The sequence below is a fragment of the Stenotrophomonas sp. FW305-3-2-15-E-LB1 genome, from assembly GCF_058787375.1.
Window position 1 is genome coordinate 26,636 of sequence record NZ_JBYSZR010000003.1, and the last position, 21,847, is coordinate 48,482.

18 protein-coding genes and 1 riboswitch are annotated in these 21,847 nt (G+C 67.7%); of the genes, 14 read left to right on the forward strand and 4 right to left on the reverse strand.

Features of this window, described 5'->3' with window-relative positions; genetic code table 11:
• Positions 1 to 82: 82 nt before the first annotated feature.
• A complete protein-coding gene (locus AC3WL7_RS03380) occupies positions 83 to 3,529 on the forward strand; it encodes a hybrid sensor histidine kinase/response regulator (RefSeq protein WP_079224344.1) in 3,447 nt (1,148 codons plus the stop codon).
• Between the two features lie 39 nt (positions 3,530 to 3,568).
• Here AC3WL7_RS03380 and AC3WL7_RS03385 read toward each other — a convergent pair whose 3' ends face one another.
• The 3 genes from AC3WL7_RS03385 to acs all read right to left on the reverse strand — a co-directional run bounded on the left by AC3WL7_RS03385 (position 3,569) and on the right by acs (position 7,277).
• The gene (locus AC3WL7_RS03385) at positions 3,569 to 4,144 is read right to left on the reverse strand and encodes a manganese efflux pump MntP (RefSeq protein ID WP_079224342.1); all 576 of its coding nucleotides are present in this window, start codon (positions 4,142 to 4,144) and stop codon (positions 3,569 to 3,571) included.
• Between the two features lie 89 nt (positions 4,145 to 4,233).
• A riboswitch (yybP-ykoY riboswitch) is annotated at positions 4,234 to 4,323 on the reverse strand.
• Positions 4,324 to 4,546: 223 nt separating this feature from the next.
• Positions 4,547 to 5,212: a response regulator transcription factor gene (locus tag AC3WL7_RS03390; protein WP_006477308.1), complete on the reverse strand. Its 666-nt coding sequence runs from the start codon at positions 5,210 to 5,212 to the stop codon at positions 4,547 to 4,549.
• Between the two features lie 121 nt (positions 5,213 to 5,333).
• Positions 5,334 to 7,277 carry an acetate--CoA ligase gene (gene acs, locus AC3WL7_RS03395; RefSeq protein WP_492749328.1) on the reverse strand — a complete coding sequence of 648 codons (1,944 nt, stop codon included), beginning with the start codon at positions 7,275 to 7,277 and terminating at the stop codon, positions 5,334 to 5,336.
• A gap of 244 nt (positions 7,278 to 7,521) precedes the next feature.
• Here acs and AC3WL7_RS03400 point away from each other — a divergent pair, with 244 nt between their 5' ends.
• From AC3WL7_RS03400 to xth, 4 genes are all read left to right on the forward strand, one after another.
• Entirely contained in the window at positions 7,522 to 8,949 is a 1,428-nt protein-coding gene (locus AC3WL7_RS03400; protein WP_079224338.1) for a DcaP family trimeric outer membrane transporter, read from the forward strand.
• 112 nt (positions 8,950 to 9,061) lie between these two features.
• Complete coding sequence (locus AC3WL7_RS03405; RefSeq protein WP_492749329.1) at positions 9,062 to 10,717, forward strand: MFS transporter; 1,656 nt, start codon at positions 9,062 to 9,064, stop codon at positions 10,715 to 10,717.
• Between the two features lie 231 nt (positions 10,718 to 10,948).
• Positions 10,949 to 12,358 (forward strand): coniferyl aldehyde dehydrogenase, encoded by a 1,410-nt coding sequence (locus AC3WL7_RS03410; RefSeq protein WP_492749330.1) that lies wholly within the window; start codon positions 10,949 to 10,951, stop codon positions 12,356 to 12,358.
• Positions 12,359 to 12,461: 103 nt separating this feature from the next.
• Positions 12,462 to 13,229, forward strand: a complete 768-nt coding sequence (xth, locus tag AC3WL7_RS03415) for an exodeoxyribonuclease III (RefSeq protein ID WP_492749331.1) — start codon at positions 12,462 to 12,464, stop codon at positions 13,227 to 13,229.
• Positions 13,230 to 13,301: 72 nt separating this feature from the next.
• Here the strand turns inward: xth and AC3WL7_RS03420 are convergent, their stop codons facing one another.
• Positions 13,302 to 13,553 carry a GlsB/YeaQ/YmgE family stress response membrane protein gene (locus AC3WL7_RS03420; protein WP_079224325.1) on the reverse strand — a complete coding sequence of 84 codons (252 nt, stop codon included), beginning with the start codon at positions 13,551 to 13,553 and terminating at the stop codon, positions 13,302 to 13,304.
• A 90-nt stretch (positions 13,554 to 13,643) separates the two neighbouring features.
• Here AC3WL7_RS03420 and AC3WL7_RS03425 point away from each other — a divergent pair, with 90 nt between their 5' ends.
• The 9 genes from AC3WL7_RS03425 (at position 13,644) to AC3WL7_RS03465 (ending at position 21,831) form a co-directional block, all read left to right on the forward strand.
• A complete protein-coding gene (locus tag AC3WL7_RS03425) occupies positions 13,644 to 14,243 on the forward strand; it encodes a 4'-phosphopantetheinyl transferase family protein (protein WP_492749332.1) in 600 nt (199 codons plus the stop codon).
• A 112-nt stretch (positions 14,244 to 14,355) separates the two neighbouring features.
• Entirely contained in the window at positions 14,356 to 14,934 is a 579-nt protein-coding gene (gene rsmG / locus AC3WL7_RS03430) for a 16S rRNA (guanine(527)-N(7))-methyltransferase RsmG (protein ID WP_492749479.1), read from the forward strand.
• Between the two features lie 112 nt (positions 14,935 to 15,046).
• Positions 15,047 to 15,844, forward strand: coding sequence for a ParA family protein (locus AC3WL7_RS03435; RefSeq protein WP_079224320.1), 798 nt, complete (start codon positions 15,047 to 15,049; stop codon positions 15,842 to 15,844).
• A complete protein-coding gene (locus AC3WL7_RS03440; RefSeq protein ID WP_079224318.1) occupies positions 15,844 to 16,764 on the forward strand; it encodes a ParB/RepB/Spo0J family partition protein in 921 nt (306 codons plus the stop codon). Before AC3WL7_RS03435 ends, AC3WL7_RS03440 begins: the two co-directional genes overlap by 1 nt.
• 84 nt (positions 16,765 to 16,848) lie before the next feature.
• Positions 16,849 to 17,574 carry a suppressor of fused domain protein gene (locus tag AC3WL7_RS03445; RefSeq protein ID WP_492749333.1) on the forward strand — a complete coding sequence of 242 codons (726 nt, stop codon included), beginning with the start codon at positions 16,849 to 16,851 and terminating at the stop codon, positions 17,572 to 17,574.
• A gap of 45 nt (positions 17,575 to 17,619) precedes the next feature.
• Positions 17,620 to 18,585, forward strand: coding sequence for an NAD-dependent epimerase/dehydratase family protein (locus AC3WL7_RS03450; protein ID WP_312735535.1), 966 nt, complete (start codon positions 17,620 to 17,622; stop codon positions 18,583 to 18,585).
• A gap of 90 nt (positions 18,586 to 18,675) precedes the next feature.
• The gene (locus tag AC3WL7_RS03455) at positions 18,676 to 19,398 is read left to right on the forward strand and encodes a glycosyltransferase family 2 protein (RefSeq protein WP_492749334.1); all 723 of its coding nucleotides are present in this window, start codon (positions 18,676 to 18,678) and stop codon (positions 19,396 to 19,398) included.
• Complete coding sequence (locus AC3WL7_RS03460; protein WP_174214093.1) at positions 19,398 to 19,745, forward strand: lipid-A-disaccharide synthase N-terminal domain-containing protein; 348 nt, start codon at positions 19,398 to 19,400, stop codon at positions 19,743 to 19,745. The genes AC3WL7_RS03455 and AC3WL7_RS03460 overlap by 1 nt, the downstream gene beginning before the upstream one ends.
• 316 nt (positions 19,746 to 20,061) lie before the next feature.
• Positions 20,062 to 21,831: a DUF885 domain-containing protein gene (locus AC3WL7_RS03465; RefSeq protein WP_492749335.1), complete on the forward strand. Its 1,770-nt coding sequence runs from the start codon at positions 20,062 to 20,064 to the stop codon at positions 21,829 to 21,831.
• Positions 21,832 to 21,847: the final 16 nt, after the last annotated feature.

Sequence of the window (21,847 nt, forward strand, 5' to 3'; positions counted from 1 at the left end):
CCCGTCACGACCAACGGTCGTGACCTACCAGAATGGCCAACGGTCGTGATCTACTGGCCTCTGTCCTGACGGAAACGCGCGCGTGGTCTCCAGCTGGATCCTGCTGCTGGTCTCGGTTGCCTATGCCGCGCTGCTGTTCGGCGTGGCGTGGTGGGGCGACCGCCGGCCGATGTACCCCGACCGGCCGTGGCTGCGGCCGGTCGTCTACAGCCTGGCGCTGGCCGTGTACTGCTCGTCGTGGACCTTCTACGGCGCGGTCGGTACCGCGGTGCGCCACGGCGTGGGCTACCTGCCCATCTACATCGGCCCGCTGCTGATGCTGCTGTTCGGCTGGCGCATCATCGAGCGCCTGGCGCTGGTGGCGCGCAGCCAGAACGTGGTGTCCATTGCCGATTTCATCTCCTCGCGCTTCGGCCGCTCGCGGCGGCTGGCCGCGCTGGTGGCGATCATTGCCCTCATCGGCATCGTTCCGTACCTGGCCCTGCAGTACAAAGCGGTGGCGATGAGCCTGCAGGTGCTGACCGGCAACGCCGGCCCGACCGGCTACTTCACCGATCCGGCGCTGTACGTGGCCCTGCTGATGGCCCTGTTCGCGACCCTGTTCGGTACCCGCCAGGTCGATGCCACCGAGCACCACCACGGCATGATGCTGGCCATCGCCTTCGAATCGGTCATCAAGCTGCTGGCGATGCTCGCGGTGGGCGTGTTCGCCTACCTGTGGCTGAGCAACCGCACCGATGCGGTGGTGCAGTCGGTGCATACGCTGTTCACCGGCCTGCCGCCGGTGGGCTTCATCTCGCAGACGCTGCTCAGTTTCCTGGCCATCATCTGCCTGCCGCGCCAGTTCCACGTGGCCGTGGTCGAGTGTGGCGACGTGCGCGACGTACGCCGCGCGCGCTGGATGTTCGGCAGCTACCTGGTGCTGATTTCGGCGATGGTGCTGCCGATCGCCACCGCCGGCGTCACCCTGTTCGGCACCGGCGGCACGGTCGCGGACGATTCGATGGTGCTGGCCCTGCCGCTGGCCGAAGGCCGCAACGCGCTGGCGCTGATCGCCTACGTCGGTGGCTTCTCGGCGGCGACCGGCATGGTCATCGTGGCCTCCATCGCGCTGGCCACCATGGTCAGCAACGACCTGGTGATGCCGGTGCTGCTGCGCCGCAGTGGCGATCACCAGGAGGCGGCCGACATGGCCTCGCGCGTGCTGTGGATCCGCCGCCTGGCCATCCTGCTGCTGGCCCTGATGGCCTACAGCTACTACCGCAGCAGCAGCAACGACAGCAGCCTCGCTTCGTACGGGCTGATGGCCTTCGCCGCCGTGGCGCAGTTCGCGCCGGGCCTGATTGGTGGCCTGTACTGGCGCGGCGCCAGCCGCCGTGGCGTCGAAGCGGGCATGGTGCTGGGCTTTGCCACCTGGATGTACACCCTGCTGCTGCCGGCGATGACCATGGCCGGCTGGGTGGATGCGACCTGGGTGCAGCACGGTCCGTTCGGCGTGGAATGGCTGCGCCCGCAGCAGCTGTTCGGCATGACCGGCTGGGACCCGCTGACCCACGGCACGTTCTGGTCGCTGCTGGTCAACGCGGCCACGATGATGCTGGTGTCCGCGCGCTGGCGCCCCGGCGTGGACGAACGCCTGCGCGCCGCGCCCTTCCTCGACCCCTACGCCGAACGCCCCTCGGTGGCGGGCGGCTGGCCCGGCCACGTGCACGTGGGCGACCTGCTGGCCCTGGCTTCGCGCGTGGTGGGTGAGCGCCACGCGCGGCGTTCGTTCTTCGAACAGGCACAGTCGCTGGGCCGTGAGCTGCAGTCCTCGGCACCGGCCGACCGGCCCTGGGTGCAGTTCACCGAGCGCCTGCTGGCCGCGTCGATCGGCGCCGCCTCCGCGCGCCTGCTGCTGACCAGCCTGCTGCGTGGCTCGGGCATGGACCTGGGTGAAGTGGTGGCGGTGCTGGACGAAGCGGGGCAGGAGCTGCGCTTCAACCGCGAGATCCTGTCCACCACGCTGGAAAACATCAGCGCGGGCGTCAGCGTGGTCGACCCGGACATGCGCCTGACCGCGTGGAACCGGCGCTACCAGGACATGTTCGGTTACCCCGACGGCATGCTCTACGTGGGCCGGCCGGTGGCCGACCTGATCCGCTACAACGCCGAACGCGGCGAGCTCGGCGAAGGCGACATCGAAGTGCAGATCAACCGCCGCATCGGTTACATGCGCGCCGGTTCACCACACGTGTTCGAACGCACGCGCAGCGATGGCAAGGTGATCGAGATGCGCGGCCAGGCGCTGCCCGGCGGCGGTTACGTGACCAGCTACAACGACATCACCGACTACAAGCACGCGGAAAAAGCACTGCTGGAAGCCAACGAAACGCTGGAGCAGCGCGTGGCCGAGCGTTCGCACGAAGCCGAGGTCGCGCAGCAGTCGAAGACCCGCTTCCTCGCGGCGATCAGCCATGACGTGCTGCAGCCGCTGAATGCCGCGCGCCTGTTCGCTTCGGCATTGCGTGACAGCGACCACGTGAGCGACGAGCAGAAGCACCTGGCCGAACGCGTGGATGCTTCGCTGCGCGCGGCCGAAGAACTGCTGGATGGCCTGCTGGACGTGTCGCGGCTGGATGCCGGCGGCCTGCATCCGGTCATCGGCGAATTCGATGTGAGTGCGCTGATGCGCGAACTGGCCGCGCAGTACACGCCGGTGGCGGCCGGTCGTGGCCTGCGCCTGGACCTGTTCGCGCGTACCACCTGGGTACGCAGCGACCGCCGCCTGCTGCGCCGCGTGCTGCAGAACTTCCTTGCCAACGCACTGCGCTACACGCGCCAGGGCCGCATCGTGCTGGCCGTGCGCCAGCGTGGCGACGAAGTGGAACTGCAGGTGTGGGATACCGGCCCGGGCATCCCCGAGCACCACATGCGCCAGATCTTCGAGGAGTTCCACCGCTACCAGCAGCCCTTCGACTGGGGCGAGCAGGGGCTGGGGCTGGGCCTGTCGATCTGCCAGCGCATCTCGCGCCTGCTTGACCACCGCCTCAACGCGCGCAGCCGGGTCGGCAGTGGTTCGATGTTCTCGATCATCCTGCCGCGCGTGGCGCCGTTGCCGGGCTACAGCGAGCCGCTGCTGCCCGCCCAGGCCGCCGCGCCACCGGTGCGCAGCGACTCGCTGGCTGGGCTGCGCGTGCTGTGCGTGGACAACGACGAGGAGATCCTCGATGGCATGCGCGCGCTGCTGGGCCGCTGGCAGGTGCAGGTGATCACCGCATCGACCGTGGACCAGGCGCTGGAGAAGGTGGCCGAGCAACCGCAGGTGATGCTGGTGGACTACCACCTGCATGACCGCATGGATGGCCTGGACGCGCTGGTGGCGCTGCGCGAAGCGGCCGGCTACCCGTTGCCGGGCGCGCTGCTGACCGCCGATGGCCGCGATGAACTGAAGCGGATGGCACGCGAGCGTGGCTACCGCGTGCTGACCAAGCCGATCAAGCCGGCCTCGCTGCGCGCCTTCCTCGGCGCGCTGCGCGACGCGAGGTAATGCCGGCCGCTGGCCGGCAACCACGCAATCCTCAACGTGTTACGCCACGCCGTGCAGATGTTCGTACAGGATTGTCGAACCGATGATCACCAGGATCACGCCGCCGATGATCTCGGCGCGCTTGCCGACCATGCCGCCCAGCACGCGGCCCAGCATGATGCCGGCGGTGACCATGGTCAGCGTGCACAGGCCGATGACCGCAGCCATCACGCCGATATGCACGTCCATGAACGCCAGGCCGATGCCCACGGCCATGGCATCGATGCTGGTGGCGAAACCGGTCAGTGCCAGCTTCCAGAAACCGTGGTGCTGCGAGGGATCCTCATCCTCTTCGCCGCTGTCCGGGCGCACGCCGTTGATGATCATGTGCACGCCCAGCGCGACCAGCAGGCCGAAGGCGATCCAATGGTCGAACGCTTCGACGTACTGCAGGGCGGCGCGGCCGAGCAGCCAGCCGATGATGGGCGTGATCGCCTCGATGACGCCGAAGATGATGCCGGCGCGGAGTGCATCGCGGAACACCGGCTTGCGCATGGCCGCACCCTTGCCGATCGCGGCAGCGAAGGCATCGGTGGACATGGCGAAACCGATCAGGAGGATCGAAACAGGAGACATTGGCGGCTGCTGAAGGTCGGGCAAGGACGGACGCACGGCTCGCGCTCGCGCCCAACCTGTCGTTGCGCGCGCGGGCCGCTGGTCTCGCCAACCATCATGGTTGTCCACGCCACGGCGCACTGGCCGAGTATGTTGACGTGGACGATTCCTGCGAAGGAATCCGGCTACTCCCCAAGGGGACGCGAAGCTTAGCACCGCGATCCGCGCGTGGCGCATTTGCGGGCAAACGCGCAGGCAGGGCTGGTTTGTATAGCGAAGGCTATACCGCGAGCACAGCGGTGCCTGGTAGTGCCGGCCGCTGGCCGGCAGGTGCGTCGGTAGAAGCGTGCCAAGCAAGCTTGGCAGCTACCAGAGCAGTTCCAGTGGTTTCAGGCGGATGCCGGCCAGCGGCCGGCACTACCGTCAGTCTTCTTCCGGCGGCAGCACGATGGCGTCGTCATCGATCGCCAGCTTGCCGGCCATCAGCACGGCCTGGGTGCGGTTGGTCACGCCGAGCTTGCGCAGGATGGCGGTGACGTGGGCCTTGATCGTGGCTTCGGAGACGTTGAGGTCGTAGGCGATCTGCTTGTTCAGGCGGCCGGCGCCGAGCATCTGCAGCACGCGGAACTGCTGCGGAGTGAGCTCGCGCAGGCGCTGGCCGACTTCGCGTTCCTCGCTGCCGGTGGGCGGCACGTTGTGCGCTTCCGGCGGCGCCCAGGTCTCGCCATCGAGGATGGTGCCCAGTGCATGCCCGATCGTGTCCGAGTCGGCCGACTTGGGAATGAAGCCCAGCGCGCCGTGGTCGAGCGCGCGGCGCATCACCGTGGCTTCTTCGCGTGCGGACACCACCACCACCGGCAGGTGCGGGTGCAGCGAGCGCATGTGCACCAGCGCGTTGAATCCCTGCGCGCCGGGCATGTTGAGGTCCATCAGGACCAGGTCGGCGTCGTTGTGCTGGTCGGCCAGGGCGTACAGCGCTTCCACGCTGTCGGCCTCGAACAGCTGCACGCCCGGGATGACCCGCTGCACGGCCCCTCGCAGGGCTTCACGGAACAACGGGTGGTCATCGGCAATCAGGAGGGTGGTCATGGGTCGAGCTTATCGATCAGGTAGAGGGGCGACGTGACGGCCGGCGCGGGACGGGTCGGACGTCGCCGGGTCCCTCCCCCCGGCGGTGTCCCTGGCGCGTCCCGCACCTGCCTTCATGCCATCAGCGGACCTTGCGCTCGTCCACCAGCGACGCCACCACCGACGGATCGGCCAGGGTCGAGGTGTCGCCGAGCTGGTCCGGCGCGTTCTCGGCGATCTTGCGCAGGATGCGGCGCATGATCTTGCCCGAACGGGTCTTGGGCAGGCCCGGCGCCCACTGCAGATGGTCCGGCGTGGCGATGGGGCCGATTTCCTTGCGCACCCACGCCACCAGCTCCTTGTGCAGCTCGTCGCTGGGGGCTTCGTCGGCCACCAGGGTCACGTAGGCGTAGATGCCCTGGCCCTTGACGTCGTGCGGGAAGCCGACGACGGCCGCTTCGGCCACCTTCGGGTGCGAAACCAGTGCGCTCTCCACTTCGGCGGTGCCGATGCGGTGGCCGGACACGTTGATCACATCGTCCACGCGGCCGGTGATCCAGTAGTAGCCGTCTTCATCGCGGCGGCAACCGTCGCCGGTGAAGTAGCTGCCCGGGTAGGTGCGGAAATAGGTGTCGATGAAGCGCTGATGGTCGCCGTAGACCGTGCGCATCTGGCCCGGCCAGGAATCACGGATGATCAGGTTGCCCTCGGTCGGGCCGTCCTGGATCTCGCCATCGGCATTGACCAGCGCCGGCTGCACGCCGAAGAAGGGCAGGGTGGCCGAACCCGGCTTGAGGTCCATCGCGCCGGCCAGCGGCGAGATCAGGATGCCGCCGGTCTCGGTCTGCCACCAGGTATCGACGATCGGGCAGCGGCTGTCGCCGACCACCTCGTAGTACCAGCGCCAGGCTTCGGGGTTGATCGGCTCGCCGACGCTGCCGAGCAGGCGCAGCGAGGCGCGCGACGTCTTCTTCACCGGCTCCTCGCCTTCGCGCATCAGTGCACGGATGGCGGTCGGGGCGGTGTAGAAGATGGTCACCTGGTGCTTGTCGATGACATTCCAGAAGCGCGAGGTATCCGGGTAGTTCGGCACGCCTTCAAACATCAGCGAGGTCGCGCCGTTGGCCAGCGGGCCATACACGATGTAGCTGTGGCCGGTGACCCAGCCGACATCGGCGGTGCACCAGTAGATGTCGTCCTCGCGCAGGTCGAACACCGCTTCGTGGGTGTAGGCCGCGTACAGCAGGTAGCCACCGGTGGTGTGCAGCACGCCCTTCGGCTTGCCGGTGGAACCGGAGGTGTAGAGGATGAACAAGGGGTCTTCCGCGTTCATGCGTTCCGGCTCGCAGGTGGACGGCTGGCTGTCCACCACGTCGTGGAACCAGCGGTCGCGCGGGGCCTGCATGTCCACCGCGCCGCTGGTGTGGCGCACCACCAGCACGGTTTCGACGGTATTGGTGCCCGGCAGCTTCAGCGCGGCATCGACGTTGGCCTTCAGCGGAATCCTGCGGCCACCACGCAGGCCCTCGTCGGCGGTGATGATCAGCTTGCTCTGGCAATCGCTGACACGGTCGGCGATCGAGTTCGGCGCGAAACCACCGAACACCACCGAGTGGATGGCGCCGATGCGCGCGCAGGCCAGCATGGCCACGGCGGCGTCGACGATCATCGGCAGGTAGATGGTGACCCGGTCGCCCTTCTTGACGCCCAGGTTGCGCAGCGCGTTGCCGAGGCGGCAGGTGCGCTCGTACAGCTCGCGATAGGTCACGTGCTGGGCCGGTGCGTCCGGACCGTCCGGTTCGAACAGCAGGGCGGTCTTGTCGCCGCGCTTCTCGAGCTGGCGGTCCAGGCAGTTCACGCTGGCGTTGAGCTCGCCGTCCTCGAACCACTTGATGCGGAAGTCGGCCAGGTCGTAGCTGACGTTCCTGATCTTCGTCGGCTTGCGCATCCAGTCCAGCCGTTCGGCGGCCTTGCCCCAGAACGCATCCGGGTCGGACACCGAGGCCTGGTACTGCTGCTGGTAGGACGTCTTGTCGATGCGTGCCTTGGCGGCGAACTGCGGATCGACGGGGTAGATATCAGCCATGGCACCCTCACTTGCACGTTGACTTTGTATGTGCGGTCGCAGCATCGCAGCGACCCTCCGCCACCAGTTTGCCCCATCCACCCCCGGTCGCGTCACCACGGCGCTTAGACCATGGTCGAAAGGCGGCGCTCTGCAGGCCCGGGTTCGACCAATGGCGAATACCGCTATACATAAACGCCCCGCAGTCTCGGCTCGACCGTGCCCCACGCGCGGCATCACCTTGCCACTTGGGAGAGAGGGCAACATGAGCCACCGTACGTTGAAAGCCGTGCGCAAACCTTTGGCGGCCTGCTTGCTGGTCGCCCTGGTCGCACCGGGCATGGCGTTCGCAGAGACCGCCAAAGAGAAAGCACTGGAAGCACGCGTCGCTGAACTGGAACGCCAGGTCCAGGCGCTGCTGTCTTCGCAGCAGCAACAGCAGACCCAGATCGTCCAGACCCAGCAGGCCGTGACCGATGTCCGCGCCGTGCAGGCCGAGCAGAAGCCGGTCGCACAGGTGCCGGCCGGCAAGCAGCCGATCCAGGTCACCACCATCACCCCGGGCGCCGCGCCGGGCACCACGGTCAAGATCGGCGGCTTCATCAAGGCTGATTTCCTGGCCACCCAGACCAGCGATGGCCAGCTGGCCGACGATGCCACCGGCCGCGCGCTGTACCTGCCGGGCCAGACCCCGGTGGCCGGCGCCGGCGGCTCGGGCAAGCGCTCGGACGTGGACTACAACGCCCACGCCAAGTTCTCGCGCTTCAACATCGGCATCGACAACGTCAGCGAGTCGGGCAACAAGTCCGGCGCGATGTTCGAGATGGACTTCTTCGGCAATTCGCTGGGCAACCAGACCGCCACCAACACCTACGGCGTGACCCTGCGCCACGCCTACATGTACTGGAACAACTGGCTGGCCGGCCAGACCTGGTCCAACTTCATGGATGCGGCGGCGCTGCCGGAAGCGGTCGACTTCGTCGGCCCGACCGATGGCGTGATCTTCGTCCGCCAGGCCCAGGTGCGTTACACCCAGGGCGGCTTCAGCGTCGCTCTGGAAAACCCGGAAACCACCACCCTCACCGGCACCCGCAACCCGGTCACCGGCGCGTGGACCAACGCCAGCGCCAACTCCGACCGTGGCAGCCTGCCCGACCTGACGATGCGTTACGGCTGGAAGGGCGACTGGGGCACCTTCGGCGTCGGCGGCATCGTCCGCCAGCTGAAGGTCGACAACCAGGCCACCAACGCCAAGGCCGACAAGGTGGCTGGCGGCCTGACCCTCGGCGGCAAGTGGGTGATGGGCGGCAATGATTCGCTGCATTACCAGCTGACCGGTGGCGAAGGCATCGCCCGTTACATCGGCCTGGGCGTGACTGCGGACACCGCCTACGACATCGCCCGCGACGAGCTCAACCCGACCGGCGTGCTGGCCGGCTACGTCGGCTGGCGCCATGCATTCACCCCGAAGCTGCGCACCAACCTGATCTACGCCCGCAGCGACTACGACAACGATGGCAGCCTGGGGCCGCTGGTCACCAAGAGCGTGCAGAGCATCCGCGGCAACATCTTCTACACGCCGATGCCCAAGGTCGATATCGGTGCCGAGTACATGTACGGCGTGCGTGAGATCGAGGACGGCCGCAAGGGCGACATCAACCGCGTGCAGTTCACCACGAAGTACAGCTTCTAAGAGCGTGCCGGCCAGCGGCCGGCACCTACCACATTGAGTGCCGACCAACGGTCGGCACCTACCAGAACACGGAGTCGACCAACGGTCGGCATCTACAGAGGGAAAACGTCTCATGTCCAGCACACCTGCACCGGCGAAAGCCGAGCTCACCCAGGGACACAAGAAGGTCATCTTCGCGTCCAGCCTGGGCACTGTTTTCGAGTGGTATGACTTCTTCCTGTATGGCTCGCTCGCGGCCATCATCGCCAAGCAGTTCTTCAGTGGCGTCAACGAAACCACGGGCATGATCTTCGCCCTGCTGGCCTTCGCCGCCGGCTTCTTCGTGCGTCCGTTCGGCGCGGCCTTCTTCGGCAGCCTCGGCGATCGCATCGGCCGCAAGTACACCTTCCTGGTCACCATCCTCATCATGGGCATCTCGACCTTCCTGGTCGGCGTGCTGCCCAACTACGCCTCGATCGGTTTCGCCGCACCGGTGATCCTGATCGTGCTGCGCCTGGCCCAGGGCCTGGCGATGGGCGGTGAGTATGGTGGCGCGGCGACCTACGTGGCCGAACATGCGCCGGCAGACAAGCGCGGCCTGTACACCAGCTTCATCCAGTGCACGGCCACGCTCGGCCTGTTCATGTCGCTGCTGATCATCCTGGCCTGCCGCTACTTCCTGGGCAACGAAGCCTTCGAAGCCTGGGGCTGGCGCATTCCGTTCCTGGTCTCGATCGTGCTGCTGGGTATTTCGGTGTGGATCCGCCTGCAGCTGAGCGAGTCGCCGCTGTTCCAGCAGATGAAGGCCGAAGGCAAGGGTTCCAAGACCCCGTTCCGTGACAGCCTGAAGGGCGGCAACCTGAAGCTGATGCTGCTGGTCCTGCTGGGTGCTGCGGCCGGCCAGGCCGTGGTGTGGTACGGCGGCCAGTTCTACGCGCTGTTCTTCCTGAGCAGCATGCTGAAGGTCGACGCCACCACCTCCTACCTGCTGATCGCCGCCGCGCTGGCGCTGGGCGTGCCGTTCTTCATCTTCTTCGGCTGGCTGTCCGACCGTATCGGCCGCAAGAAGATCATCCTGGCCGGCTGCCTGCTGGCCGCCGTCACCTACATCCCGATCTTCAAGGGCCTGACCCACTTCGCCAACCCGGCCATCGAAGAGGCCCGCAGCAACTCGCCGGCGCTGGTTGTGGCTGATCCGAGCACCTGCTCCTTCCAGTTCGATCCGGTCGGCCTGCGCAAGTTCACCAGCTCCTGCGACGTGGCGACCGCCGCGCTGACCAAGGCGGGCGTGCCGTACGACGTGCAGCCGGCCGCTGCCGGTTCGCTGGCCATGGTGAACGTGGGCAGCGCCAGCGTCACCTCGTACGAGGCCGCCGGCCTGACCAAGGAAGAAGGCAAGGCCAAGGCCGATGCCTTCGGTGCCGAACTGAAGGGTGCACTGACCACGGCGGGCTATCCGGCCAAGGCCGATGGTTCGCGCATCAACATCGCCGGTACGATCTTCATGCTGTGGCTGCTGGTGCTGTACGTGACCATGGTCTACGGCCCGATCGCCGCCTACCTGGTCGAACTGTTCCCGACCCGCATCCGCTACACCTCGATGTCGCTGCCGTACCACATCGGCAACGGCTGGTTCGGTGGCTTCCTGCCGGCGATCTCCTTCGCGCTGGTGGCCGGTACCGGCAACCTGTACTACGGCCTGTGGTACCCCATCATCATCGCGCTGATGTCGGTGGTGATCGGCGGCCTGTTCCTGGCTGAAACGAAGAACGTGGACATCACCAAGTAACCGGTGGGTTCAATGCAATGAAGGAAAGGCCGCGGTGCAGACCGCGGCCTTTCTGTTTTGGGGGCGCCGGATCGCCTGACGGCGGGTAGAGTCGACCGTTGGTCGACTATCGCGCGCAGCGCGGGGTTCATGCGTTCTGCGCCGACGGCAGTCGACTGACAGTCGACTCTACCCAGTCGATTCCACTCCCTGTCATGCGGTCATGACCGCCGTAGCTCGTATAGTCGGCCCATGACCACCACCGCCCCAGCCGACCTCCCCGCCATCCTGCACACCCTGCGCAGCGCCTGGCAGGCCCAGCGCCCTTCGCTCGACCAGCGCGAAGCCGACCTGCGCCGCCTGCGCGAGGCGCTGAAGCCGCGCCTGGATGAAATGGCCCAGGCCATCGCCGAGGACTTCGGCCACCGTGCCCACGTTGAATCGAAGCTGGCCGATGGCATGAGCGTGCTGTCGGCCATCGACCACCTGCGCCGCCACCTGCGGCGCTGGTCGAAGCCGCAGCGCGTATCGGCCGGCTGGAAGCTGTGGCCGGCGCGCGCGCAGCTGCGGCCGACGCCGCTGGGCGTGGTCGGGGTGATTTCTCCCTGGAACTACCCGGTGACCCTGGCGCTGGTGCCGCTGGCCACGGCCATCGCCGCCGGCAATCACGTGCTGCTGAAACCCTCCGAGCACACCCCGCGCACCAGCGCGTTCCTGGCCGATCTGCTGGCCAGCGTGTTCCCGCGCGACCGCGTGGCGGTGGTGCAGGGCGGGGCGGACGTGGCTGCGGCGGTGTCCTCGCTGCCGCTGGACCATCTGCTGTTTACCGGCTCGACGGCCGTCGGCCGCAAGGTGATGGCCGCCGCGGCCGAGCATCTGGTGCCGGTCACGCTCGAGCTGGGCGGCAAGTCGCCGGCCATCGTCTGCCGCGATTTCCCGCTGGACACTGCCGCCGCGCGGCTGGCCACCGGCAAGTGGTTCAACGCGGGCCAGACCTGCATCGCGCCGGATTATGTGCTGATCGACACCGCACGCCAGCGCGAGTTCGTGCAGGCGCTGCAGCAGCAGGTGCGCGAGCGCTATGGCGATTTCAGCGATGCCGGCGATTACACCCGCATCATCAACGAAGGCCAGTACCAGCGCCTGCAGGGCTATCTGGCGCAGGCGCGCGAGCGTGGCGTGCCGGTGATTCCGCTGGCGCAGGTGGATGATGCGCGTGCCGACCGTGAGCGCCTGCTGGTGCCGACCGTGGTGCTGGACCCGCCGGGCGACCTGGACCTGATGCGCGAGGAGATCTTCGGGCCGATCCTGCCGGTGCGCGCCTACCCGGATCTGCAGGCCGCGCTGGGCGACGTGCTGTCCCGCGACCGGCCGCTGGCGCTGTATCCCTTCAGCCATGACAGGGCCACGGTGGAGCGCATCCTCGGCCAGGTGGTGGCCGGCGGGGTGACGGTCAACGACACCCTGCTGCACTTCGCCGCCGATGGCCTGCCGTTTGGCGGGGTCGGGGCCAGCGGCATGGGCGCGTACCACGGCCGGGCCGGGTTCGATGCGATGAGCAAGCGGCTGCCGGTGCTGTGGCAGTCGCGCTGGGCGGCCAGCGACCGGCTGCGGCCGCCGTATTCGAAGATTGCCGGGTTGTTGAGGCTGCTGCTGCGGTAGTGCCGGCCGCTGGCCGGCAGATGCAGGGTCTCGCCGAACGTTCATGGGGTTGCCGGCCAGCGGCCGGCACTACCGGGCCAGCGGGGCCGGGTAGAATGGCCCCATGAAAATCGCCTCGTGGAACGTCAATTCGCTCAATGTCCGCCTGCCGCACCTGGAGCAGTGGCTCAAGGAGTTCGGCCCGGACATCGTCGGTATCCAGGAAACCAAGCTGGAGGACCACAAGTTCCCCGATTCGGCGCTGATCGCCGCCGGTTACCGCAGCGTGTTCGCCGGGCAGAAGACCTACAACGGCGTGGCCCTGCTGTCGCGTGAGCCGGCGCAGGACGTGCAGATCGGCATCCCCGGCTTCGAGGACGAGCAGAAGCGCGTCATCGCCGGCACCTTCGGTGATCTGCGGGTGATCAACCTGTACGTGGTCAACGGCCAGGACATCGGCACCGACAAGTACGACTACAAGCTGCGCTGGCTGGAAGCGGTGCACGCCTGGATCGCGCAGGAACTGCAGCGCCATCCGAAGCTGATCGTGATGGGCGACTTCAACATCGCCCCGGATGCGCGCGACGTGCACGACCCGGAGGTCTGGAACGAGAACCACATCCTGACCTCCACGGCCGAGCGCGGCGCGCTGGAAAAGCTGCTGCAGCTGGGCCTGCATGATGGTTTCCGCCTGCACAACGACGAGGCCGGGGTGTTCAGCTGGTGGGATTACCGCGCGGCCGGCTTCCGCCGCAACCTGGGCCTGCGCATCGACCTGACGCTGGTCTCCGACGCACTGAAGGCCAGTGCCGTGGCGTCGGGCATCGACCGCGAGCCGCGCACCTGGGAGCGCCCGAGCGACCATGCGCCGGCGTGGGTGCAACTGGGCTGAACGAACGGGGCCCGGCGATTGCCGGGCCCGTTCTGATGCGTCTGCCGGCCAGCGGCCGGCACTACCGCCGCTTCAGCGGATGCTCTTGCGGGTGAACAGGTTGACGATGGCCAGCAGGATCACCGCACCGATCAGCGAGAACAGGAACGTGCGCAGGGTGATGGCCTCGTTGATGCCGCCGCCGAACAGCCAGCCGCTGATCAGCGCGCCGACGATGCCCACCACGACGTTGAGGATGATGCCCTGCTGGGCGTCGCGGCGCATGATGATGCTGGCCAGCCAGCCAACGATGCCGCCAACGATCAGCCAGATGATGATGCCCATGAACGTGACCTCGGGAAGGGGAAGGGGCGAGCGCCAGTTGACGCGCAGCGCCGTGAACCCGTTGTGCAATCCCGTGACGGACGCGTGCGGATGAGCCTGCCTGCCACCCTGGACGGCCCCTGGCGCTTTGGCCCGGTGACGGTCTGGCGCTGCCCGCACGTGCCCGGCCAGCGCGGTGAGCCGCAGGCCCGGCAGGTGCTGGCACAGGCCCTGGGCGGCGAACCCGATGCCCTGCCGCTGGTGCGCGACGACAAGGGCCGGCCAGAGCTGGCCGGCGCGCTGGCCCACTACGGCACCGGCTGGAGCCACAGCGGCGAGGTGCTGCTGGTGGCGCTGGGCGAGGGCGTGCGGCTGGGCGTGGACCTGGAACTGCTGCGCCCGCGCCCGCGCCTGCTGGAAATCATCCAGCGTTTCTTCCACCCCGATGAGGTGGCATGGCTGCAGGGGTTGCCCGCCGACGCGCGCGAACACTGGTTCTTCCGCGTGTGGTGCGCCAAGGAAGCGCTGCTCAAGGCGCATGGCCAGGGCATCTCCTTCGGCCTGCACCGGCTGCTGCTGGCGCCCGGTGCCGATGGTGCCCTGCACCTGCGCTGGTGCGACGCCGAACTGGGCCAAGCCGAGCGCTGGCACCTGCACGAATGGCAGGCCAGCGGCCAGTTCCGCGCGGCATTGGCCTGGCATGCCGATTGACGCCGCGCATTGAAGCGGCGAACCGGCGGGCAAAACCGGCGATAATGACGGCATGAGCGAACACGATCTTCCCGCCGGCGCAGTCTCCACGCTGGAACAGGGCCTGGCCAGCATGGGCCTGGCGGCCACATTGGCGCCGCCACTGCTGCGCTACCTGGCGCTGCTGCACCGCTGGAACGGCACCTACAACCTCACTGCCATCCGCGATCCGCAGGACATGGTCACCCGCCACCTGCTCGATTCGCTGGCGATGCAGCCGTTCGTGGCCGATGGCAGCCTGGCCGATCTCGGTACCGGCCCCGGGCTGCCGGGCATCCCGCTGGCCATCGCCTGCCCGGGCCTGCAGGTCACCCTGGTGGAGAGCAACGGCAAGAAGGCGCGCTTCATGCGCGAAGCCGTGCGCCAGCTGGGCCTGGCCAATGCACGCGTGGCCGAATCGCGCGCCGAGGCGCTGGACGAAGCCGGCCGCTACGACCAGTTGACCGCGCGCGCGATGGACACCCTGGCCGGCATCGTCCGCGTCGGTGGCCATCTGCTGCGCCCCGGTGGCGTGCTGCTGGCCATGAAGGGCGTCTACCCGCATGACGAGATCGCGGCCCTGCCAGCAGGCTGGCAGGTGCGCGAGGTGACCCCGCTGAGCGTGCCCGGCCTGGCCGGCGAACGCCATCTGGTCACTGTTACAGGCCCCTGAACCCCGCCGCCGGCCCTTTGCGAAACAAGGGGTTGGCGATCCATGATTTCCGCACGGGGCCGGTTGTACGCATAATGACCGGTCCCAGCACACGTCGACGAGGCACACCCGCATGGCCCGCATCATCGCCATCGCCAACCAGAAGGGTGGCGTCGGCAAGACCACGACCGCCGTCAACCTGGCCGCTTCCCTGGCCAACGCACCCAAGCGCGTGCTGTTGGTCGACCTGGATTCGCAGGGCAACGCGACCATGGGCAGTGGCGTGGACAAGCGCGAGCTGGTCTCCTCCACCTACGATCTGCTGCTGGGCGAAGCCAAGGCAGCCGACGTGCGCGTGGCCACCGCTGAGGGCTACGACCTGCTGCCGGGCAACATCGACCTGACCGCGGCCGAGATCCAGCTGATGGCGCAGGAAGAGCGCGAGCAGCGCCTGAAGCGCGCGCTGGCGCCGATCCGCGAAGAGTACGATTACATCCTGATCGACTGCCCGCCGGCGCTGTCGCTGCTGACGCTCAACGCGCTGGCCGCCGCCGATTCGGTGCTGGTGCCCATGCAGTGCGAGTACTACGCGCTGGAAGGCCTGAGCGCGCTGGTGGAAACCATCGAAGCGCTGCGCACCAACCTCAACCCGGTGCTGGAGATCGAGGGCGTGCTGCGCACCATGTTCGACGTGCGCAACAACCTCGCCAATGCCGTGTCGGCTGAATTGACCGAGCACTTCGGTGACCGCGTGTTCCGCACCATCGTGCCGCGCAACGTGCGCCTGGCCGAGGCCCCCAGCCACGGCCAGAGCATCGTCGGCTACGACCGCGCCTCGCGCGGTGGCGTGGCCTACCTGGGTCTGGCCGGCGAGATCATCCGCCGCAACAACGAACGCAACAAGGCCGGCAAGGCCGTGGAGACCGCCTGATGACCAGCAAGCCTGCCGCCAAGAAGCGAGGCCTCGGCCGCGGACTGGACGCCCTGCTGGGCCCCAAGGGCGCAGCCAGCCAGGTGCAGGCCACCACTGCGGTCATCGAACCCCTGCCGGGTGAAGTGCTGCGCAAGCTGGCCGTGGGCCAGCTGCAGCCGGGCAAGTACCAGCCGCGCCGCGAGATGGACGAAGGCAAGCTCTCCGAGCTGGCCGATTCGATCAAGTCGCAGGGCGTGATCCAGCCGATCCTGGTGCGCCAGCTGCCGGCGGGCAACTACGAAATCGTTGCCGGTGAGCGCCGCTGGCGCGCATCGCAGCTGGCCGGGCTGGACGAAGTGCCGGTGGTGGTGCGCGAGCTGGAAGACCGCACCGTCATCGCGATGGCGCTGATCGAGAACATCCAGCGCGAAGACCTCAACCCGCTGGAAGAAGCCGAAGCGCTGCAGCGCCTCATCAGCGAATTCACCCTGACCCACGCCGAGGCCGCCGAGGCCGTCGGCCGCTCGCGCGCGGCGGTGTCCAACCTGCTGCGCCTGCTGGAGCTGCCGGTGGCCATCCGCCTGCTGCTGGAAACCCGCCGCCTGGAAATGGGCCACGCCCGCGCGCTGCTGACCCTGGCCCCGGAACTGGCCGGCAAGCTGGCGCAGGAAGCGGCCGATGAAGGCTGGTCGGTGCGTGAGGTCGAGCGCCGTGCGCAGGCCTTCGCTGCCGGCAAGGTGCCGAGCAACCGCCCGGTGGCCACGCCGAAGGTGCAGCAGGCCGACATCGCCTCGCTGGAAACCGAGCTGTCCGAATCGCTGGGCACCAAGGTGGCCATCAACCACGGCCGCGGCGGCAAGGGCAAGCTGATCATCCACTACACCGATCTGGACACGCTGGACGGCGTGCTGGAAAAGCTGCGCACCCGCCAGGGCTGAGCGCGGCATCGCTGCAACCGCGCGCGGCAGGAAGCGCGCACGCCGCGGGACGGCCCTGTGCCGCGGCTCATCCAGGGAGCAGGAATGAGCACTGAGATCGACGACGTCAGCCCGGGTGGCAGCCCGATCCTGCGCCACCGCCGGGAGAAGGACTTCACCCCGGCCCGGGGCGACTCGCACATCGAGGCCATCAGCGCGCACATCGAGTGCCATCTGGGCCCGATTTCCTGCGTATTCCACGAAATCATCTCCGACCTCGTGCACATCGACGTGCATGTGGTGCCGGCCAGCGAACGCTTCCCCTACCTGCGCCTGGTGACGTCGGGCATGAGCGACCTGCCCATGGCCACGCCCGAAGAGGTGGAGGTGCCGCAGTACATGGAACTGATGGTGACCCTGCCGGCCGACTGGCCGATCACCCAGGATGCCTTCGGGGACGAGCGCCATTACTGGCCGGTGCGCCTGCTGAAGACGCTGGCGCGCCTGCCGCACGAGTACGACACCTGGCTCGGCTTCGGCCACACCATTCCCAACGGCCACCCGGCCGAGCCGTACGCCCCCGGCGTGGGCTTCGACGGCGCGATCGTGCTGCCGCCGGTGACCACCCCCGAGGGCTTCGACACGCTGCAGCTGGACGACGGCAGGACCATCGTGTTCATGTCCATCGTCCCGCTGTACCCGGAAGAGATGGACCTGAAGCTGCGGAAGGACACCGAGGCCCTGCTGGACCGTTTCGATGCGAAGAACATCCAGGATGTGATCGTGCCGGGCCGGGTCAACGTCGCCAGGAAGCGCTTCGGTTTCTTCTGAGACCGGTAACATCCACCGTCTGAACTTCGTTGCAGAGCCTTTGCCATGACCATCCTGCTTACCGGCGCTGCCGGCTTCATCGGTGCCTACACCGCCCGCGCGCTGCTGGAGGCCGGCCAGGCCGTGGTCGGCCTGGACAACTTCAACGACTACTACGACCCGCAGATCAAGCGCGACCGCGTGGCCGCGCTGTGCCCGGGCCTGGATCTGCGCACCCTGGACCTGACCGACCAGCAGGGCCTGGCCGCGCTGTTCGATGAAGTGAAGCCGACTGCGGTGATCCACCTGGCCGCGCAGGCCGGCGTGCGCTATTCGCTGGAAAACCCGCACGCCTACGTCGACAGCAACCTGGTCGGCTTCGTCAACATGCTCGAGCTGTGCCGCCATCGCGGCGTGCAGCACCTGGTCTACGCGTCCAGCAGTTCGGTGTATGGCGACTCGGCCACGCCCCCGTTCTCCGAGGACCAGCGCGTGGACCAGCCGCGCTCGCTGTATGCGGCCACCAAGGCCGCCAACGAGCTGATGGCCTACACCTACGCGCAGCTGTACGGCCTGCGTTCCACTGGCCTGCGCTTCTTCACCGTGTATGGCCCGTGGGGCCGGCCGGACATGGCGCCGCTGCTGTTCTCGCGCGCGGTGCTGGCCGGGCGGCCGATCGATGTGTTCAACGAAGGGCGCATGCAGCGTGATTTCACACATGTTTCCGACATTGTTTCGGGCATCCTCGGCGCCCTCGCGAACCCCAGCACCGAAACCGTGCCGCACCGGGTGTTCAACCTCGGCAACCATACGCCGGTCGAGCTGGAGCGCTTCATCAGCGTGATCGAGCAGGCCGCCGGCCGCCCCGCGCAGAAGGTCTACAAGCCGATGCAGCCGGGCGACATGGTGCGCACGATGGCGGACACCCGTCGCGCCCATGACGCCTTCGGCTTCGACGCGGTCACCCCGATCGAGCAGGGCCTGCCGCCGGTGGTGCAGTGGTGCCGCGAGTATTTTGGTGATCGTGCCTGAGGACGGACCCTCACACAGCCGGATTCATCTTCGGATAACCTCGGCTTCGGAGAATGCGCGGTCTTTGTATCCCTGCTGGCCGAGTGACCCATGAGCCAACCCGAGCTTTCCGTTGTCGTCCCGGTGTTCAACGAGCGCGACAATGTCGCGCCCCTCGTCGGGGAGATCGTGGCCGCACTGCGCGGCCAGGTGCCGTTCGAGATCGTCTATGTGGACGACCATTCGCGCGACGACAGCCTGGCCGTGCTGCAGAGCCTGAAAGCCAGCACGCCCGAGCTGCGCGTGCTGCACCATGTCAGCCAGAGCGGGCAGAGCACCGCCGTACGCACCGGCGTGCGCAACGCCCGCGCCCCCTGGATCGCCACCCTTGATGGCGACGGCCAGAACGATCCGGCCGATATCCCCAAGCTGCTGGCGGCACGGCAGAGCGCCGATGCGCAGGTGAAGCTGTTCGCCGGCTGGCGCGTCAACCGCCAGGACAGCGGCAGCAAGCGCTGGGCCAGCAAGTGGGCCAACGCGATCCGCGCGCGCATGCTGCGCGACGATACACCCGACACCGGTTGCGGCATCAAGCTGTTCGAGCGCGAGGCCTTCCTCGACCTGCCGTACTTCGACCACATGCACCGCTACCTGCCGGCGCTGATGCAGCGTGCCGGCTGGAAGACCACCAGCGTGCCGGTCAACCACCGCCACCGCACTGCCGGCGTATCCAAGTACAACAACCTTGGCCGCGCCCTGGTCGGCATCCGCGACCTGCGCGGCGTGGCATGGCTGATCACCCGCAGCAAGCGCACGGCGGTGGAGGAGCGTTGATGGACCTGGAACTGCACTGGCTCGACCAGCCGCTGACCTGGTTGTACTGGACCGGCCTGCACGTGACCGGCTGGAAGCTGATCGGCTATACCGGCGCGTTGATGTTCGGCGGCCGCTGGCTGGTGCAGTTCGTGGCCTCCAAGCGCGCCGGCAAGCCGGTCATCCCGCGCCTGTTCTGGTACATGAGCGTGGTCGGCAGCCTGATGACGCTGAGCTATTTCCTGTTCTCGGCCAAGCAGGATTCGGTGGGCGTGCTGCAGAACCTGTTTCCGGCGTTCACGGCGTTGTACAGCCTGCACCTGGACATCCAGCACCGCGGCTGGAAGCGGGACAAGGCGAGCCACTGAGAGGCCGGTAGCGCCGGGCCATGCCCGGCGGATGGATCCGTTGTCCGCGCTGCGCGCTACCGCGCGCATGCGGCGCGTGCGCGCTGTGGGTAGAGTCGACTGTCAGTCGACTTCTTCCGCGCGAAGCGCGAGGTTTGCCGGACCTGGTGGAAGAGCAGCCGACTAACAGTCGGATCTACCGCGCGCCTGCGGCGCTGGGGTCCCGGCCTGCGGCCGGTCCCCGGTCCTGCCTGCGTAGCAGGCAGGACCTTCGTCCCATGCCACGGCCGGTGCGCGGTGCGATCATCGGGATCTGCCTTTCCGGGAACCTGTGCTCGTGAAAACCCGCCTTGCCGTTGCTCTGCTGATTGCCCTGTCCGCCCCTGCGGTCGCCCTCGCTGCCCCGCCTGCCGTCGCTCCGGCCAGCATGGCCAACGAATCGGCGGCCGATGCCGCCTTCCGTGCCCTGTACGAGAAGGAGTGGACGTGGCGCCAGGACGGCGGCGGCGAAGCCAGCGAGGACGAGGATGCACCGGCCAACGCCACCCGCATGCCCGATGTCGGTCCGGCCGCCCAGCAGGCCCGCCTGAAGGTCTGGGACGAAACCCTGGCCGCGCTGAAGAAGATCGACGTCAAGGCCCTGTCGGCCGACAACCAGGTCAACTACGCGATCTACCGCGACCAGGTCTTCAACCTGGCCGAAGCGACGCGCCTGCGCACCTACGAGATGCCGTTCAATTCGGATTCCTCGTTCTGGTCCAACCTGTCCTTCATGGCCCGGCGCGAGATGAAGACCGCGCAGGACTACCGCAACTACATCGCCCGCCTGAACGATGTGCCGCGCTACTTCGGCCAGCAGACCGACAACATGCGCGCCGGCCTCAAGCGCGGCTTCAGCGTGCCGCGCGCGGTGCTGGACGGCCGCGAGGTATCCATCGCCACCGTCGCCGAGCTGAAGGACCCAGCCACGTCGCCGCTGTATGCGCCGTTCAAGAAGCTGCCGGCCAGCATCCCGGCCGCCGAACAGGCCACCCTGCGCGAACAGGCCGCAGCGGCCATCAGCGGCAAGGTGGTGCCGGCCTTCCAGCAGCTGCGCACCTTCTTCGTCAGCGAATACGTGCCGCAGGCGCGCACCACCCTGGCGGCCGAGGCCATGCCCGGTGGCAAGGCCTTCTACAAGCAGCAGATCCACGAATACACCACGCTGGACCTGTCGCCCGAGGAGATCCACCGCATCGGCCTGGGCGAAGTGGCGCGCATCCAGAAGGAGATGAACGACATCATCCAGCAGGTGCAGTTCAAGGGCAGCTTCGCCGAATTCCTGACCTTCCTGCGCACCGATCCGCAGTTCTACGCCAAGACCCCGGAAGAGCTGCTGTCGCGCGCCGCGTGGATCTCCAAGCGCGCCGATGGCCAGCTCGGCCGGTTCATGACCCTGCCGCGTGCCCGCTTCACCATCGTGCCGGTGCCGCCGGACATCGCCCCGTTCTGGACCGCCGGCCGCGGCGGCATGGGCACCTATTGGGTCAATACCTACGACCTGCCGTCGCGCCCGCTGTACAACCTGCCGGCGCTGACCCTGCATGAGTCCGATCCGGGCCATGCGCTGCAGGGTGCGATCGCCTCCGAGCAGAAGGACCTGCCCGAGTTCCGCCGCAACGCCTACATCTCCGCCTATGGCGAAGGCTGGGCGCTGTACTGCGAGAAGCTGGGCGTGGAAATGGGCATCTACGAAACCCCGTACGAGGATTTCGGCCGCCTGACCTACGAAATGTGGCGCGCCGCGCGCCTGGTCATCGACACCGGCGTGCACAGCAAGGGCTGGACCCGCGCGCAGGCCATCGCCTACCTGCGCGACCACACTGCGCTGAGCGAGCATGAAGTGACCACCGAAGTGGACCGCTACATCTCCTGGCCGGGCCAGGCGCTGAGCTACAAGCTGGGCGAGATCGCCATCGTGCGCCTGCGCGCGCAGGCCGAGAAGGAACTGGGCGACAGGTTCGACATCAAGGGCTTCCACGATGTGATCCTGAAGCAGGGCTCGGTGCCGCTGCCGGTGCTGGAACAGCAGATCCAGGCGTACATCGCCGAGCGGAAGAAGGCCTGAGAGGCCGCGTCGCCGG

Excerpts from the sequence above, each read along its gene's own strand:
- AC3WL7_RS03385 (WP_079224342.1), bottom strand. The coding sequence starts at position 4,144 with ATGTCTCCTGTTTCGATCCTCCTGATCGGTTTCGCCATGTCCACCGAT.
- AC3WL7_RS03390 (WP_006477308.1), bottom strand. The coding sequence starts at position 5,212 with ATGACCACCCTCCTGATTGCCGATGACCACCCGTTGTTCCGTGAAGCC.
- acs (WP_492749328.1), bottom strand. The coding sequence starts at position 7,277 with ATGGCTGATATCTACCCCGTCGATCCGCAGTTCGCCGCCAAGGCACGC.
- AC3WL7_RS03400 (WP_079224338.1), top strand. The coding sequence starts at position 7,522 with ATGAGCCACCGTACGTTGAAAGCCGTGCGCAAACCTTTGGCGGCCTGC.
- AC3WL7_RS03405 (WP_492749329.1), top strand. The coding sequence starts at position 9,062 with ATGTCCAGCACACCTGCACCGGCGAAAGCCGAGCTCACCCAGGGACAC.
- AC3WL7_RS03410 (WP_492749330.1), top strand. The coding sequence starts at position 10,949 with ATGACCACCACCGCCCCAGCCGACCTCCCCGCCATCCTGCACACCCTG.
- xth (WP_492749331.1), top strand. The coding sequence starts at position 12,462 with ATGAAAATCGCCTCGTGGAACGTCAATTCGCTCAATGTCCGCCTGCCG.
- AC3WL7_RS03420 (WP_079224325.1), bottom strand. The coding sequence starts at position 13,553 with ATGGGCATCATCATCTGGCTGATCGTTGGCGGCATCGTTGGCTGGCTG.
- AC3WL7_RS03425 (WP_492749332.1), top strand. The coding sequence starts at position 13,644 with ATGAGCCTGCCTGCCACCCTGGACGGCCCCTGGCGCTTTGGCCCGGTG.
- rsmG (WP_492749479.1), top strand. The coding sequence starts at position 14,356 with ATGGGCCTGGCGGCCACATTGGCGCCGCCACTGCTGCGCTACCTGGCG.
- AC3WL7_RS03435 (WP_079224320.1), top strand. The coding sequence starts at position 15,047 with ATGGCCCGCATCATCGCCATCGCCAACCAGAAGGGTGGCGTCGGCAAG.
- AC3WL7_RS03440 (WP_079224318.1), top strand. The coding sequence starts at position 15,844 with ATGACCAGCAAGCCTGCCGCCAAGAAGCGAGGCCTCGGCCGCGGACTG.
- AC3WL7_RS03445 (WP_492749333.1), top strand. The coding sequence starts at position 16,849 with ATGAGCACTGAGATCGACGACGTCAGCCCGGGTGGCAGCCCGATCCTG.
- AC3WL7_RS03450 (WP_312735535.1), top strand. The coding sequence starts at position 17,620 with ATGACCATCCTGCTTACCGGCGCTGCCGGCTTCATCGGTGCCTACACC.
- AC3WL7_RS03455 (WP_492749334.1), top strand. The coding sequence starts at position 18,676 with ATGAGCCAACCCGAGCTTTCCGTTGTCGTCCCGGTGTTCAACGAGCGC.
- AC3WL7_RS03460 (WP_174214093.1), top strand. The coding sequence starts at position 19,398 with ATGGACCTGGAACTGCACTGGCTCGACCAGCCGCTGACCTGGTTGTAC.